Annotated in this window: 15 protein-coding genes; 5 read left to right on the top strand and 10 right to left on the bottom strand. The window is 72.8% G+C overall.

Features of this window, described 5'->3' with window-relative positions; all coding sequences use genetic code 11:
- Positions 1-5 precede the first annotated feature (5 nt).
- From ACZ6TV_RS04095 to ACZ6TV_RS04075, 5 genes are all read right to left on the bottom strand, one after another.
- Positions 6-956 (bottom strand): uroporphyrinogen decarboxylase/cobalamine-independent methonine synthase family protein, encoded by a 951-nt coding sequence (locus ACZ6TV_RS04095; protein ID WP_465295168.1) that lies wholly within the window; start codon positions 954-956, stop codon positions 6-8.
- Complete coding sequence (gene mnmA / locus ACZ6TV_RS04090; protein ID WP_465295166.1) at positions 953-2,023, bottom strand: tRNA 2-thiouridine(34) synthase MnmA; 1,071 nt, start codon at positions 2,021-2,023, stop codon at positions 953-955. Before mnmA ends, ACZ6TV_RS04095 begins: the two co-directional genes overlap by 4 nt.
- Positions 2,024-2,173: 150 nt before the next feature.
- The gene (locus tag ACZ6TV_RS04085; protein WP_465295164.1) at positions 2,174-3,343 is read right to left on the bottom strand and encodes a cysteine desulfurase family protein; all 1,170 of its coding nucleotides are present in this window, start codon (positions 3,341-3,343) and stop codon (positions 2,174-2,176) included.
- A 29-nt stretch (positions 3,344-3,372) separates the two neighbouring features.
- Positions 3,373-4,005, bottom strand: coding sequence for a class F sortase (locus tag ACZ6TV_RS04080; RefSeq protein ID WP_465295162.1), 633 nt, complete (start codon positions 4,003-4,005; stop codon positions 3,373-3,375).
- Positions 4,005-4,811, bottom strand: coding sequence for a DUF4397 domain-containing protein (locus tag ACZ6TV_RS04075; RefSeq protein ID WP_465295160.1), 807 nt, complete (start codon positions 4,809-4,811; stop codon positions 4,005-4,007). Before ACZ6TV_RS04075 ends, ACZ6TV_RS04080 begins: the two co-directional genes overlap by 1 nt.
- A 173-nt stretch (positions 4,812-4,984) precedes the next feature.
- Here ACZ6TV_RS04075 and ACZ6TV_RS04070 point away from each other — a divergent pair, with 173 nt between their 5' ends.
- On the top strand, positions 4,985-5,605 hold the full coding sequence (locus ACZ6TV_RS04070; protein ID WP_465295158.1) for an RNA polymerase sigma factor: 621 nt from the start codon (positions 4,985-4,987) through the stop codon (positions 5,603-5,605).
- Positions 5,559-6,395 (top strand): anti-sigma factor, encoded by an 837-nt coding sequence (locus tag ACZ6TV_RS04065; protein ID WP_465295156.1) that lies wholly within the window; start codon positions 5,559-5,561, stop codon positions 6,393-6,395. Before ACZ6TV_RS04070 ends, ACZ6TV_RS04065 begins: the two co-directional genes overlap by 47 nt.
- A gap of 82 nt (positions 6,396-6,477) precedes the next feature.
- On the opposite strand, the gene ACZ6TV_RS04060 is transcribed toward ACZ6TV_RS04065, so the two are convergent.
- From ACZ6TV_RS04060 to ACZ6TV_RS04050, 3 genes are all read right to left on the bottom strand, one after another.
- Positions 6,478-7,428: an electron transfer flavoprotein subunit alpha/FixB family protein gene (locus ACZ6TV_RS04060; RefSeq protein ID WP_465295154.1), complete on the bottom strand. Its 951-nt coding sequence runs from the start codon at positions 7,426-7,428 to the stop codon at positions 6,478-6,480.
- 14 nt (positions 7,429-7,442) lie between these two features.
- On the bottom strand, positions 7,443-8,222 hold the full coding sequence (locus ACZ6TV_RS04055; RefSeq protein ID WP_465295152.1) for an electron transfer flavoprotein subunit beta/FixA family protein: 780 nt from the start codon (positions 8,220-8,222) through the stop codon (positions 7,443-7,445).
- Between the two features lie 373 nt (positions 8,223-8,595).
- Positions 8,596-11,121: an ABC transporter permease gene (locus ACZ6TV_RS04050; protein ID WP_465295150.1), complete on the bottom strand. Its 2,526-nt coding sequence runs from the start codon at positions 11,119-11,121 to the stop codon at positions 8,596-8,598.
- 50 nt (positions 11,122-11,171) lie between these two features.
- On the opposite strand from ACZ6TV_RS04050, the gene ACZ6TV_RS04045 reads away from it, so the two are divergent.
- From ACZ6TV_RS04045 to ACZ6TV_RS04035, 3 genes are read left to right on the top strand one after another with little or no spacing between them, the layout of a single operon-like run.
- Positions 11,172-11,537 carry a YidH family protein gene (locus ACZ6TV_RS04045; protein ID WP_465295148.1) on the top strand — a complete coding sequence of 122 codons (366 nt, stop codon included), beginning with the start codon at positions 11,172-11,174 and terminating at the stop codon, positions 11,535-11,537.
- Complete coding sequence (locus tag ACZ6TV_RS04040) at positions 11,534-11,848, top strand: DUF202 domain-containing protein (RefSeq protein ID WP_465295146.1); 315 nt, start codon at positions 11,534-11,536, stop codon at positions 11,846-11,848. Before ACZ6TV_RS04045 ends, ACZ6TV_RS04040 begins: the two co-directional genes overlap by 4 nt.
- A gap of 27 nt (positions 11,849-11,875) precedes the next feature.
- A complete protein-coding gene (locus ACZ6TV_RS04035) occupies positions 11,876-12,232 on the top strand; it encodes a PLD nuclease N-terminal domain-containing protein (RefSeq protein WP_465295144.1) in 357 nt (118 codons plus the stop codon).
- Here ACZ6TV_RS04035 and ACZ6TV_RS04030 read toward each other — a convergent pair.
- Together ACZ6TV_RS04030 and ACZ6TV_RS04025 are read right to left on the bottom strand one after the other, a co-directional pair.
- The gene (locus ACZ6TV_RS04030; protein WP_465295142.1) at positions 12,210-13,166 is read right to left on the bottom strand and encodes a diacylglycerol/lipid kinase family protein; all 957 of its coding nucleotides are present in this window, start codon (positions 13,164-13,166) and stop codon (positions 12,210-12,212) included. The two genes, ACZ6TV_RS04035 and ACZ6TV_RS04030, sit on opposite strands and share 23 nt — an antisense overlap.
- The gene (locus tag ACZ6TV_RS04025; protein WP_465295140.1) at positions 13,163-13,978 is read right to left on the bottom strand and encodes a DUF1206 domain-containing protein; all 816 of its coding nucleotides are present in this window, start codon (positions 13,976-13,978) and stop codon (positions 13,163-13,165) included. The genes ACZ6TV_RS04030 and ACZ6TV_RS04025 overlap by 4 nt, the downstream gene beginning before the upstream one ends.
- Positions 13,979-13,980 lie beyond the last annotated feature (2 nt).

The following is a 13,980-nucleotide window of genomic DNA, read 5'->3' as shown; positions in this document are numbered from 1 at the left end:
AGAAATCAGAGATCGTCGGTGAGCCGCCGCCCGGCGTCGCGCACCGCACGCAGCGCGGGCAGCGGCGGGCCGGACAGTCCGCACGGCGGGGTGACCACCACCTGGACCGCGAGCGAGCTGAGCGGGAAGCCCAGCTTGCGCCACAGGTCCCGCACGGTCGAGGCGGGCGACGGCCCGGAGACGCCGGCGAAGAGCCCCATGCCGCCGTCGATCTGCTCGCCGAGCGCGTCGAGGTCGGAGAGCAGCGACAGGTCCATCGCGACGGCGAGCGCCCCGGCGGTGCGCAGCAGCGACAGCGGCACGTCCGGCGCGCAGCAGTGCACGACGACCGGCCCGTCGGCCGCCGAGATCACGGAGGCCAGCGCGGCGTGCGCGACGGGGACGGGGACGGAGCGCAGGGTGGCGTACCCGCTCTCCGAGGGCACCCGTCCGGCCAGCACCGCGGGCAGGGACGGCTCGTCGACCTGCAGCAGGATCGTGGCGTGCGGCAGCCGGGCCCGCACCTGCGCGACGTGCGCGCGGACGCCGTCGGCGAGCGAGGCCGCGAGGTCGCGGCTGGCGCCGTGGTCGCGCAGGACCGCACCGCCGATCGGCAGCTGCAGCGACGCGGCCAGGGTCCACGGCCCGGGGACCTGGATCTTGAACAGGCCGGTGAAGTCGGCGGCCTGTTCGGTCATGGTGTCGAGGTCGCGCTCCAGGAAGTCCAGCGCGACCCGCAGGTCGTGGCCGGGCCGGGAGGCGACGCGCCAGCGTCCCGCGTACAGCTCGACCGGCAGCTCGGTCAGCAGCGCCCCGCCCCTGCCGATCATGTCGGCGCCGGCGCCGCGACCGGGCAGCTCCGGCAGGTGCGGCAGGTCGGGCAGCTCGCCGAGCACGATCCGCTGCGCTTCGGCGATGTCGGTGCCGGGCATCGAGCCGATCCCGGTGGCGGACCCCACCGGCCAGGGAAATGTCATGAAGTTTCCGAAATCGTCGCGGAGCCGAGCACGATGTCGCCGTCGGGCGACGGCTGGTAGCACACGATCGCCTGACCGGCGGCGACGCCGCGGGCGGGCGAGGACAGGGCGGCGGTCAGCGAGGCGCCGTCGACGCGGACCGACGCCGGGAAGACGGACCCGTGCGCCCGCAGCTGGACGGTGCAGTCGACGGCGGCGGAGGGGGCGTGCCAGATCGGCCGCGTGCCCACCACCGTGGAGACGTCGAGCATGGCGCCCGGGCCAACGGTGACGGTGTTGGTGGCGGGCGTGATCGACAGCACGTAGCGCGGGTTGCGGTCCGGCGCCGAGACGCGCAGGTCGAGCCCCCGGCGCTGGCCCACCGTGTAGGCGAACGCGCCCTCGTGCCGCCCGATGACGGCACCGGTGGTGGCCTCCACGATGTCGCCGGGCTGCGAGCCGATCCGGTCCGCGAGGAACTTGCGGGTGTCCCCGTCGGCGATGAAGCAGATGTCGTGGCTGTCCGGCTTGTCGGCCACCGCGAGCCCTCGTTCGAGCGCCTCCGCGCGGACCCGGGTCTTCGTCGAGTCGCCGAGGGGGAACATCGCCCGCGACAGCTGCGCGGCGGTCAGCACCGCCAGGACATAGGACTGGTCCTTCGCGTCGTCGACGCTGCGCCGCAGCAGCCCGTCCGCGCCCAGCCTGGCGTGGTGCCCGGTGACGACCGCGTCGAACCCGAGGGCCACCGCCCGGTCCAGCACCGCCTCGAACTTGATCTTCTCGTTGCACCGCAGGCACGGGTTCGGCGTGCGGCCGGCCGCGTACTCGGCGACGAAGTCGTCGACGACGGAGTCGTGGAACTGCTCGGCCATGTCCCAGACGTAGAACGGGATGCCGATCACGTCGGCGGCGCGCCGCGCGTCGCGGGCGTCCTCCAGGGTGCAGCAGCCGCGGGCGCCGCTGCGATAGGTCTGCGGGTTGCGCGCCAGGGCGAGGTGGACCCCGGTCACGTCGTGACCGGCCTCGGCCGCCCGCGCGGCCGCGACCGCCGAGTCGACCCCACCTGACATCGCCGCAAGCACTCTCACGAGAAGAAGCCTACCCAGAGCGAGACGAAGCCCACCGGCAAGGCAAAGCCCACAGCGAGACGAAGCCCACCGGCAAGGCGAAGCCCACAGCAAGGCGAAGCCCACCGGCAGGACGAGGCCCACCCTAGAGGCGGCAAGACGAGGCCCACCCTAGAGGCGGGACTTGACCGCCCCCGCCCGCCGGGCCCGCTCGACCGCGCCGGGCAGCGCCGCGACCAGCGCGTCGACGTCGGCGACGGTCGAGGTGTGCCCGAGCGTGAAACGCAGCGACGAGCGCGCCTCGGCGTCACCGGCGCCCATCGCGATCAGTACGTGCGACGGCTGCGCGACACCGGCCGAGCAGGCGGAGCCGGTCGAGCACGCGATGCCCTGGGCGTCGAGCAGCAGCAGCAACGCGTCGCCCTCGCAGCCCGGGAACGAGAAGTGCGCGTTGCCCGGCAGGCGGTCCACCGGGTCGCCGTTGAGGATCGCGCCGGGCACGGCGTCGCGGACGCGGGCGACGAGGTCGTCGCGCAGCCGCCCGATCCGCTCGGCGGTCTCGCGCTGGGTCTTGACCGACAGCTCGACCGCCACGGCGAGCGCGACGATGCCGGGCACGTCGAGGGTGCCGGACCGCACGTCGCGCTCCTGGCCGCCGCCGTGCAGCAGCGGGGTGCAGGCGACCTCGCGGCCGAGCAGGAGCGCGCCGACGCCGATCGGGCCGCCGAGCTTGTGCCCGCTGACGGTGAGCGCGGCCGCGCCGCTGGCGGCGAAGTCGACCGGGATCTGCCCGACGGCCTGGACCGCGTCGGTGTGGAACGGCACACCCGACGCCGCGGCGGCCGCCGCGAGCTCCGCGACGGGCTGGATGGTGCCGACCTCGTTGTTGGCCCACATGACGGTGGCCACGGCCACGTCGTCACCGTCGAGCGCGGCGGCGAGGTCAGCCGGGTCCACCCGGCCCGACGGCGAGACGGGCAGCCAGGTGACCGAGGCGCCCTCGTGCTGCTCCAGCCAGGTGACGGCGTCGAGCACCGCGTGATGCTCCACCGAGCTGGCCACGATCCGGTTGCGCCGCGGGTCGGCGGCCCGCCGCGCCCAGAAGATGCCCTTGGTAGCGAGGTTGTCGCTTTCGGTGCCGCCACCGGTGAAGATCACCTCGGACGGCCTGGCGGCGAGCGCGGCGGCGATCTGCTCGCGCGACTCCTCCACCCGGCGACGGGCCTGGCGGCCGGGTGCGTGCAGCGACGAGGCGTTGCCGACTGCACGCGCCGCAGCGACGAAGGCGTCGAGCGCCTCCGGGAGCATCGGCGTGGTGGCGGCATGGTCGAGGTACGACATCGGGCCCAAGCCTAACGGCCGTCCACTCCTTACCGCTGCGCCGGTTGCGCGGTGATCACCACGTTGTCCCGGTAGTGCCGGGTCTTCGCGTCGAAAGGGCCACCGCACGTGATCAGGGTGAGCCGCGGCGCGCCGTCCCGTGCGAAGTATCGCTCCAGCGGAACGGCGGTCTTGGCGAAGATCTCCCGCGCCACGACCGTGAACTTCCGCACCGCACCGTCACTGCCGGTGACCGTCACCGTATCGCCCGGACCCAATTCGCGCAGTCTGAAAAACGCGCCCCTGCCCTGCTCCGCACTGTCGACGTGCCCGGCGATGACGATCGATCCGGCGGTCGCCTCCAGGCCGGGGCCGAACCGGTACCAGCCGACCTCGTCGATGCTCGGCGGGACCGCGAAGTCGCCCGTCGCGGAGTCGATGCCGACCGCGTCGACCCGGGCGGTCAGCCTGAGCTTCTCGATCGCCAGCCGCGCCGGCGCGACGGTGGCGGCCGCGCCGGGCAGCGCCCCCGCCTGCACGGGAACCCCGCCGGAAGCGGCCGGCGCGGAGGAGGCGGCGAGCGCCGAGGCGGTCGCGCCGCCGACGCTCGGCGCCGGATCGTCCGCGCACCCGGCGAGGGTGAGCAGGACGACCACGGCGCCGAGCACGGATCTGCGGTGCATCAGGCGCGGACCCGCCGCCGCACGGCCACGGCCCCACCGGCGAGCGCGACGACACCGGCGGCGGCGAGGGCGTACAGACCCCACGGCGCGGGCTGGTCGAGCAGGCCGCCCGTGCCGCTCGGCACGCCACCCGGCGCCGAGTGCAGGCCCTCGATCTTCTGCGCGACCACGCCGAGCGTCTTGTCCGTGGCGGAGCCGACCGCGTAGACGATGGTCGAGGTGCCCTCGGCGAGGTTCAGGCTCGCCGCGGGGATCGCGACGGTGGTGGTACCGGCGAGCACGACATCGGCGCTGACCGTCCCGGCGGCGATGTCGGCCTTGGCCTCGTTGGGGTTCGTGAGGTTCTTGAACACGGGCTGGCCGCCGGCGCGCACGTCGACCGCGGGCGCCGCCGCCGTGTGCCGCACGACGAGGCGTGCCTTGCCGGCCGCGACCTTGCTCACGTCGTTGACGAACGGCGTCAGGGTGGGCTTGCCGTCGGCCGTCAGGTGCGCGACCAGCGTGATGTTGGCGTCGGCGGGCACCGCGGCCTGGTCGACCTTGATGATCGGGCTGGTCACCGGATCACCCGGCTTGACGATCACGATGTCGTACTTGCCGGCGGGCAGGTCCAGCGGACCCGCGACCGTGGACGGCTGGAAGTTGTTCAGGGTCTTGGCGCCGTTGACGTAGACGTCGACGGGCTGGCCGGGGATGCCGTGCACGACCGACACCTTCGACGGCCCGGCCGCGTGCGCCGGGGTCGCGAAGAAAGCCGTGGAAGCGGCCACGACGAAGACCGCGGCAATCATCCTGCGAAGACGCATCTGGAGATCTCCCTGTCGAGAAGGACGATGACGGCCAGGGTTTCGCCGCCCGTACCGGCGCCGGATGCGACGAGTGGAAATGGCCACGAAGTGCATCCAGCGGCCCCTTCCGCGCCGAACACGTAGGCGGAAGTCCCCGGTGAGATGCGATAGCTTCAGGACGTGCCTGTGCGATGGCGGCAACCACGGTGAGCTCGACGAGCGTCGAGCATTCGACCGACGGCGACGACGGCTTCGCGGACCTGTTCCGCGCCGGTGACGAGCGTGCGCTGCGACAGGCGTATGAGCGCTACGGACCGGCGGTGTTCCATCTCGCCGCGCGCGGTCTGGCGAGCACGACCGACGCCGAGGACGTCACGCAGGCCACGTTCGTCGCCGCGTGGCTCGGCCGGGAGAGCTTCGACCCGTCCCGCGGGTCGATGCTCGGCTGGCTGCTCGGCATCGCCCGGCGCAAGGTCGTCGACCAGATCCGCGCCACCGCCCGCGACGACCGGATCACCGACTCGGTCCGCCGGCTCGCCCCCGCCGACCAGGTCGAGGCGCCCCCGGACCGGGTCGTCGACCGGCTCGTCGTCGCCGACGAGATGGCCCAGCTGCCCGGCGAGCAGCGGCGGGTGCTGGAGCTGGCGTTCTACGACGACCTGACACACCCGCAGATCGCGGCGGTGACGGGGCTGCCGCTGGGCACGGTGAAGAGCCACCTGCGGCGCGGGATGGCGAGACTACGCAGTCGATGGGAGGTGGACGGTGTCACATTTGGAGCCCGAGCGGCTGGTGCTTCTGGCCCTCGGTGAGGAGACCCTCGACCAGCACGAGACCGGCCACCTCGACACGTGCGTGCGGTGCCGCTCCGAGGTGGCGGAGCTGCGCGACGTGGCCGGCCTCGGCCGGCAGACCCAGCGGCTGCGCGACCTGCCGCCCCCGCCCGAGCACGTCTGGCAGCGGATCCGCGCGGAGCTGGCGGCGACCGACCGGGCCACGCCCCCGCCGCCGGTGACCCTGCACACCGATCCGCCTCCTGTCGCCGCGTCGGCGGGTGTACGGCCACGGCCCGCACCGTCCGTCGACGAGTTGTCGCGGCGGCGGGCGGCCCGGCCGCGCGGACACGGCTGGGGCGTCACCGCCGCCGTCGCCGCCGCGGCGGCCGTCGTGGCCGCGGTCGCCGCCACCGCCGGCACGGCGCTGGTCCTGCGGGACGAGCCGGCGCCGGCCCCCGTCGCGGCCTGCTCCGCCGGCGCGCCCAGGGTGTCCCTCGAAGCGCTGCCCGGCGCACCGGCCGGGGCGGGCGGGTATGCGTGCCTCGTCAGCGTCGGCGGGGAGCGGAAGCTGGTCGTACACGCGGAGGGCATGCCGGCGCAGGCCGACGGCGACTACGAGGCGTGGCTGCTGGACTCCACCAGCCTGCAGGGCCCCGGCCTGCGGATGCAGGCGCTCGGCGTGATGGGCGCGAAGACCGACCAGGAGCTGACCGTGCCCGGCAACCTCGACCTGAGCAGGTTCAACATCGTCGACATCTCCGCCGAGCCGCACGACGGCGACGCCACCCACTCCGGCAAGAGCCTGCTCCGCGGCACCCTGCCGTAGGCGGCGGGGCACACGACGGCGAAGGCCGCCCACCGGGGGTCGGTGGGCGGCCTTTCGCATCCGTTTCGCGCTTGCGCAGGCGCTACTTGCGCTTGCGGATCTCCTCGGCGGCCTGCGGCACGACCTTGAACAGGTCGCCCACGACGCCGAAGTCGGCGAGCTCGAAGATCGGCGCCTCGGGGTCCTTGTTGACCGCGACGATCGTCTTCGACGTCTGCATGCCGGCCCGGTGCTGGATCGCGCCGGAGATGCCGAGCGCGACGTACAGCTGCGGCGACACCGTCTTGCCGGTCTGCCCGACCTGGAACTGGTGCGGGTAGAAGCCCGAGTCGACCGCCGCGCGGGACGCGCCGACCGCGGCGCCGAGCAGGTCGGCGAGCTCCTCGACCAGCTTGAAGTTGTCCGCGCTGCCGACGCCGCGGCCGCCGGAGACGACGATCGACGCCTCGGCCAGCTCGGGGCGGGCGCCCTTCGCCTCGACCTTGCGCTCGACGACCTTCGCCAGCTTGTCCTTGTCGGTGAGCGCGACCTCGACCTGCTCGACCGACGGGGTGGCCGGCGCCGGGGACGGCGTGAGCGAGTTGGGCCGGACGGTGACGATCGGCAGGCCCTTGCTGACCTTCGACTTCACGATCGTGGAGCCGGCGAAGACGACCTGCGTGCCGACGCCCTCGGCGTCCAGGGCGACGACGTCGGTGAGCAGCCCGTTGTCGAGCTTGACGGCGACCCGGCCGGCGATCTCCTTGCCCTCCTGGCTGGAGGCGATGAGGACCGCGGCGGGCGACACCCGCTGGATCAGCGACGCGAGGACGGTGGCCTTGCCGGCCACGAGATACCCGTCGAGGTCCTCGCTCTCGGCGGCGTAGATCTTCGAGGCGCCGAACTCGCCGAGCTTGTCGGCGACCGCCGAGGCGGAGCCGCCCAGGACGACCGCGGAGGCGTCGCCCAGCGTGCGGGCGAGGGTCAGCATCTCGAGGGTGACCTTCTTGACGGCGCCCTGGGAGGCCTCGACGACGACCAGTACTTCAGCCATGGTTTCGAACTCCCTTAGACGAACTTCTCGGAGGCCAGGTATTCGACGAGCTTGCTGCCGCCGTCGTCACCCGCGTCGATCTTGTTGCCGGCCTGGCGGGGCGGGCGCTTGTTGTGCTCCACGACGGTGCTCGTCGCGCCGTCGAAGCCGACCTCGCCGGCGGCGATGCCCAGGTCGCCCAGCGACAGGGTCTGCAGCGGCTTCTTCTTGGCGGCCATGATGCCCTTGAACGACGGGTAGCGCGGGTCGTTGATCGTGTCCCACACGCTGACCAGAGCGGGGGTCGAGGCGGTGACGACCTCGTAGCCCTCGTCGGTCTGCCGCTCGATCGTGAGCGAGGTGCCGTCGACGGTGACCTTGCGGGCGCCGGTCAGCGCCGCGATGCCGAGCCGCTCGGCGATCATGTGCGGCATCACCTGAACCCGGCCGTCGGTCGACTCCGCGCCGCAGATGACCAGGTCGGCCTCCTGCAGGGCGATGGCGGCCGCGAGGACCTTCGAGGTGGCGACGGCGCACGAGCCGTGCAACGCGTCGTCGACGACGTGGACGGCGGAGTCCGGGCCCATCGACAGGGCCTTGCGGATCGACTCCGTGGCACGGTCGGGTCCGACGGTCAGCACGACCACCTCGCCGCCGTGTGCCTCCTGGAGGCGCAGCGCCTCCTCGATGGCGTATTCGTCCATCTCGTTGATGACGTTGCTGGCTGACGCGCGGTCGACGGTGTTGTCGTCACTGCGCAGGTTGCGGTCCGCGCCGGAGTCCGGCACCTGCTTGACGAGTACGACGATCTTCATCGTGGTCCGAGGTCCTCCTGCTTGACAGTCGCCGCGCCGTCGCGGCTGACTTGCGCCCCACGTTACGGCCCGACCCGCTCGACAACGGGTTCGCCTCTCGAATGTTACTCAGGAGTAGGTTCGGAAGGGCGGTGAAAAGTGTCACGAGACGGTTCACCCTGAAGCCGGGGGTGGGGGAAATGTCACAGAAAACCGCGCTTATCGAGCCGGCCCGCGAGCTCTCCGCGGCGGTCGCTCAGCACGCTGCGGAAAAGGTCACACACCGGCCCTGCGAGGCGCCGGAGGAGCACTGGTGCACCTGCGGTCACCCCCGCGAGCGCTGCGTGTCCGAGCTCATCCGGTCGCTGTGGCACATGCCGGTCTGACCGGCGGATCAGTCGTCCGCCATCACCGCGGCGACCTCCGTGCGCGCCGCCCGCCGGGCCGGCAGCAGCGCGGCGACCGCACCGGCGACGGCGGCCAGGACGACGTAGAGCAGCAGCTGCCCGTACGGCACGACGGGGTGCCCGTGGCCGAACTGCCGGATCAGCCCGACCGACGCGGACACGCCGACGAGCACGCCGAACCCGACGCCGACCACCGCGCCGACGAACGCCATCAGCATCGCCTCGAGCACCAGCATCCCGCGCAGCTGACCGCGGGACAGCCCGAGCGCCCGCAGCAGCGCCGACTCCCGGGTGCGCTCCAGCACCGACAGGGCGAGGGTGTTGGCGATCCCGGTCAGCCCGATGACGATCGACATGCCCAGCAGCGCCGAGAAGACGCCGAGCTGCTCGTCGAGGGAGCCGGTGATCCGGGCCCGCCACTCCGCCTGGCTGCTGACCTGGGTGAGCGGCGCCTCCTTCAGCGACGCGTCGACCGCGGCCCGCGAGTCGACCGGCGCGACCCCCTCGGCGGCCTTGACCAGCACCTGGTCGGGATCGCCGGCCCCGAACACGGTCGCATAGTCGCTCCAGTCCAGCAGCGCCTTGCCCTCGGTCGGCGCGTCGTCGTAGAGCGCGGCGACGGTCAGGGTCAGCGTGCGGACCGTGACCTGCTCGCCGACGCGGACCCCGAGCTCGTCGGCGAAGAAGCGGTTGAGGGCGACCGTGCCCTGCTTGAGCGCGCCGGCGGACCCGGCGGTGATCTCGGGGCGCAGGACGGTGTCCAGGGCGCCCGGCTCCATGGTCCAGATCTCGGTGTACCGGCCACCGACGTCGCCGTCACGGCTGCGGGCGGCGGCGACCGCGGCCAGCTCGCGATGGGTGCGCAGGGTCGCGGTCACCCCGAGGGGCACCTTCCGGCTCTGGCCGGCCGGGGTGTAGACGCCGCTGATGATGTAGTCGACGGAGAAGTTCTCGTCGAGCTCCTGCTCGGCCTGCTCCCGCGCGGTCGCCAGCAGCACGCTGAAGACGCTCATCAGCGCCAGGCCGACCATGAGGGCGCTGGTGGTGGCCGCGACCCGCTTGGGGTTGCGCAGGGCGTTGGTGACCGCGAGCCGGCCGGCGGCGCCGAACACCTTCGCCGGCACCCAGCCCGCCCATGCCGTGAGCCGCGACACGATCAGCGGCGCGGCGATCACGATGCCGGTGAAGACCCCGATCGCGCCGAGGAACACGATCGGCACGCCGGTGAACCCCGGCACCGTGGTGCCGTACAGCATGAGCAGCCCACCGGTCACGGCCGGGATCGCGGCGACGACGATCCGCAGCAGCCGCCGCCCGGCCGCGACCTCCGACACCGCGGTGGTGCGCAGCGCGGCGATCGGCGGGATGCGGCTCGCGGTGGCCGCCGGCAGCAGCGACGCGACCACCGTGAAGAGCGTGCCGGCGAGGACCCCGACCAGCACGGTGGTGGGGGTGACGATCAGCCGGTCGACGCGGACCCCGCTGCCGACGGTGTTGCGGCCGATGAGCAGGCCCTCGCCGACGACGGTGCTGACGAGCAGGCCACCGAGCGACGCGACGACGCCGACGACGACCGCCTCCAGGATCACCGAGCCGAACAGCTGCCCCTTGGAGGCGCCGACGCAGCGCAGCAGCGCCAGCTCCCGGATCCGCTGGGCGACCAGGATCGCGAAGGTGTTGTAGATGACGAAGACCGACACCGCCAGGGCGATCAGGCCGAAGCCGAAGATCACGACCAGGAAGCCGTCGACGTACTTGGCGGCGGCCTGCGCGTACTCCTCGCGCATCTGCGCGCCCGTGGTCACCCAGGCCCGGCCGCCGAGCGCCGAGGAGAGCCGGCCGGCGAGCTGCTCCTGCGACAGGCCCGGCTGCCCGGACACGACGACCTGCGCGTAGCCGTCGGCGCCGGTGAGCGTGCGCATGTCGGCCGGGGTGAGCGCGGCGACCGTGAAGCCCGCGAAGCGCTTGTTGGCGCCGAGGTCCATGATGCCGACGAGGGTCAGCGCGACCGGTTTCTGGTCCGGGCCGACCACCGACACCTGCTCACCGACCGTGAAGCCGTAGATCTCGGCGGTGGTGTCGTCGACCGCGATCTCGCCGGCCCGCTGCGGCTGCCGGCCGGTGCCGATGTCATACATCGACAGGTGCTCGTCGCCGGGGGTCGACAGCGCCCAGCCGATCCTGCCGAGATACGAGATGAGCCGCCCGTTCCTGTCGAGCATCGGCAGCCGCTCGGCCATCCTGCCGTCGGCGTGCGTCACCCCCGGCACGGCCCTGACCTCGTCGAGGATGCCGGCGTCGAAGCGCTGCCCGGTCTCGCTGAAGCCGGAGGAGCCCACGGAGGCGTCGACGTTCTTCGCGGCGCGCGCGAGATCGTCGTAGAAGGCCGCCTTGGCCGTATCGCCATAGACCAGGGTGCCGGCGAGGAAGCCGACACCGATCATGATGGCCGTAGCGGTCAGCAGCAGCCGTAGCTTGTGAGCACGGAGCCCGGCCAGAGTTGTTCGCAGCATCGGGCGCGACTGTACCCAGTACCACTGACAGGAGTCTGAGAATGGTGTCGATGTGGGCCGTCATCCGGCGATGGTTCGACCCCGCCGAGGTGCGCTCGGTCGGCACGACCCCCGACTACCGCTTCTCGCTCGCCAACGAGCGCACGTTCCTCGCCTGGCTGCGCACCGCCCTCGCCCTGGTCGGCGGCGGGCTGGCGATCGCGCAGTTCCTGCCCGGGCACCGGCTGCGGGTGGTGATCGCGGTGTCGCTCTTCGCGCTCGGCGGCCTGGTCGCCGTCCGCTCGGTCGACCACTGGGCCCGCAGCGAACGGGCGATGCGGCTGGGTGAGGCGCTGCCGCCGTCGCGCTTCCCCGCGATCCTGGCCCTGATCGTCGCGGTGGGCGCGGTCGCCCTGCTGGTGGCGACGTTCCTGTGACCGTCCCCGTCCGCCCGTCCGAGGACGGTCCCCCCGGCGCGCAGCTGGAGCGCACCATGCTCTCGTGGCGGCGCACCAGCGTGTCGTTCACCGCGGTGGCGCTGCTCCTGGCGCGGCTCGCCGCGCTCGAGGCACCCGGCCCGGTCGCGGTCGTCGCGGTGGCCGCCGTCGGGCTCACCTGGGCCGGCGCGATTCACCTGATCAGGATGAGAATTGCCGGGCTCACCCGCCCGGTGCGCCGCACGCTGCCCCTCGTCGTCACGCTCATCCTCCTGTACAGCGTGACGGGCACCCTCTTGCTGGTGTCATAGGGCGCTTCACTGCGTCATGATGGCGCCATGGGACGTGCACTGCCCTTTCTCATCGTGCTGGTCGCGACGCTGGTCGCGTTGATCGACTGCCTGTCCACGGACCGCGACGACGTCCGGGGGCTGCCGAAGGTCGTCTGGTGTCTCGTCATCCTGCTGCTCCCCGTCGTCGGCGTGGTCGCCTGGTTCTTCGCGGGCCGTCCGCTCGCGACCGAGCAGCACGCCGGGCTCGCCGCTCAGGGCGGCACGCGGCGCAGGCCGACGAAGCCGGTCGCACCCGACGACGACCCGGACTTCCTGCGCAACCTCGACACCAACCAGTCGCGCCGGGACGCCGAGCTCCTGCGCAGCTGGGAGGAGGACCTCAAGCGTCGCGAGGACGAGTAGCCTCCGCGCCGTGCCCGGGCTCACCGCCGGGCACGCAGAGCAGGAGCGCGGCGGGTGAGATCCGGGCGACGAGCGTCCGCGAGGGCGCGACGACGTCGCCGTCGAGCTCGCGGGCCTGCTCGCGGTCGGTGTGGACCTCGACCTTCCTCGCCCGGAAGGTCTCCAGCTGCGCGGTTCCGCCGCGGCGCATGACGACGCCCCAGCCGAGGCGCACCCAGTCGGTGATGTCCCGGGGCGTCAGGACTGCCACGTCCAGCCAGCCGTCGTCCGGCTCGGCGTCCGGGAAGAGCGGGATCCCGCCCTGGAGGCGGCCCACGTTGGCGACGAGCACGCTGCGGGCCCGGCGGCGGATCCAGCGGCCGCCGTCCAGGCGGATCCGCATCAGGACCCGCTTGCGGTGCAGCTTCTTCATCCCCGCCGCGACGTAGGCGAGCCAGCCGAACCGGCGCTTCGCCGTGTCGGGGGTCGCCTCGAGCATCTCCGCGTCGAAGCCCATCCCGGCCATGACCGTGAACGTGCCGGGGTGCCCGGTGCTGGTGTCGGCGCCGTCCACGACGCCGACGTCGATGCGGCGGCGGTCGCCGTGCAGCGCCACCTCGACCGCGGCCCGCACGTCGCGGGTGACGCCGAGGTTCGTGGCGAGCAGGTTGCCCGTGCCGGACGGGACGAGGGCCAGGGCGACGTCGGTGCCGGCGAGGACGGACGCGACCGCCATGACGGTGCCGTCACCGCCGCAGACCAGCGCCACGTCGACGCCCGCCTCGACCGCCTGCACCGCCATGCCGCAGCCGGGGTCCTCCGGGGTGGTGGTGAGCCAGAGGGGCTCGGGCCTGCCCGCCTCGGCGAACAGGCCGCAGATCTCCTTGCGGCGCTCGTCCAGGTCGATGACCTTGGACGGGTTGACGATCACCGCCGCGGTGCGGGTGTCGGTCACGTCCCTACCTTGCGGAAGCGGGCCTGGAAAAAACAGTAGACGCCGAACGCCGCGACGCCGAGGGCGACAGCGAGCAGGAGGAACTTGCCGAAGGGCTGGGCCACCAGCGTGTGCAGGGCGGCGTCGAGCCCGCGGGACTTGCCGGGGTCGTTGGTGATCGCCGCCTGCAGCAGCAGGACGCCGACGATCCCGAACGCGACGCCCTTGGCGATGTAGCCGATCTGCCCGGCCCTGGTCGCGGTCTTGCGGGTCTTCGGGTCCGCCGTGCCGAAGTTCAGTTTCCGCGCGAACTTGCGCTTCCACCCGTACCAGAGCATCCCGACACCGAACCCGAGGACGCCCAGGCCGATCAGCCCGACGAGCCAGGCACCGGCCGGCTTGGCCATGATCCCGGTGGTGACCTCCTGCTGCTGGTCGGCGCTGGAGGACGGCGTGCCCATGATGACCTTGCCGGCGGTCCAGGCGAGGGCGCCGTAGATCACGACGCGGGCGCCGGAGGCGACCCGCTCCCAGATCCGCTCCTTGCCCCGCACGTCGCGGTGCCCCCAGATCGCCAGGGCGACCTGCCACAGGGCGAGTGCCACCAGGCAGATCAGCACGAACCAGAGCAACACCTTGCCGAACGGCTGCTCCGCGAGCTTCTGGAAGGCACCGGACTGGTCACCCTCCTGGCCGCCCTCACCGAAGGCGATCTGCGCCGCCACCCAGGCGAGCGCGAGGTGCAGCAGGCCGTACCCGATGAACCCGACCTTGGTCAGGTTCTTGAACAGGTCGCTCTGCGTGGCGCGGTGTGCTGTATCGGCGGGCGTCATGT

It is taken from the genome of Dactylosporangium sp. NPDC051087 (assembly GCF_055586325.1).
The sequence above is the reverse complement of the archived record's forward strand: the minus strand, read 5'-3'. Positions and strand labels throughout refer to the sequence as shown.

Bases quoted from the DNA above. Each gene is read 5' to 3' on its own strand.
- ACZ6TV_RS04055 (WP_465295152.1), bottom strand. From the start codon at position 8,222: ATGAAGATCGTCGTACTCGTCAAGCAGGTGCCGGACTCCGGCGCGGAC.
- ACZ6TV_RS04025 (WP_465295140.1), bottom strand. From the start codon at position 13,978: ATGACGCCCGCCGATACAGCACACCGCGCCACGCAGAGCGACCTGTTC.
- ACZ6TV_RS04095 (WP_465295168.1), bottom strand. From the start codon at position 956: ATGACATTTCCCTGGCCGGTGGGGTCCGCCACCGGGATCGGCTCGATG.
- ACZ6TV_RS04035 (WP_465295144.1), top strand. From the start codon at position 11,876: ATGGGACGTGCACTGCCCTTTCTCATCGTGCTGGTCGCGACGCTGGTC.
- ACZ6TV_RS04070 (WP_465295158.1), top strand. From the start codon at position 4,985: ATGGCGGCAACCACGGTGAGCTCGACGAGCGTCGAGCATTCGACCGAC.
- ACZ6TV_RS04085 (WP_465295164.1), bottom strand. From the start codon at position 3,343: ATGTCGTACCTCGACCATGCCGCCACCACGCCGATGCTCCCGGAGGCG.
- ACZ6TV_RS04045 (WP_465295148.1), top strand. From the start codon at position 11,172: ATGTGGGCCGTCATCCGGCGATGGTTCGACCCCGCCGAGGTGCGCTCG.
- ACZ6TV_RS04050 (WP_465295150.1), bottom strand. From the start codon at position 11,121: ATGCTGCGAACAACTCTGGCCGGGCTCCGTGCTCACAAGCTACGGCTG.
- ACZ6TV_RS04060 (WP_465295154.1), bottom strand. From the start codon at position 7,428: ATGGCTGAAGTACTGGTCGTCGTCGAGGCCTCCCAGGGCGCCGTCAAG.
- ACZ6TV_RS04075 (WP_465295160.1), bottom strand. From the start codon at position 4,811: ATGCGTCTTCGCAGGATGATTGCCGCGGTCTTCGTCGTGGCCGCTTCC.
- ACZ6TV_RS04080 (WP_465295162.1), bottom strand. From the start codon at position 4,005: ATGCACCGCAGATCCGTGCTCGGCGCCGTGGTCGTCCTGCTCACCCTC.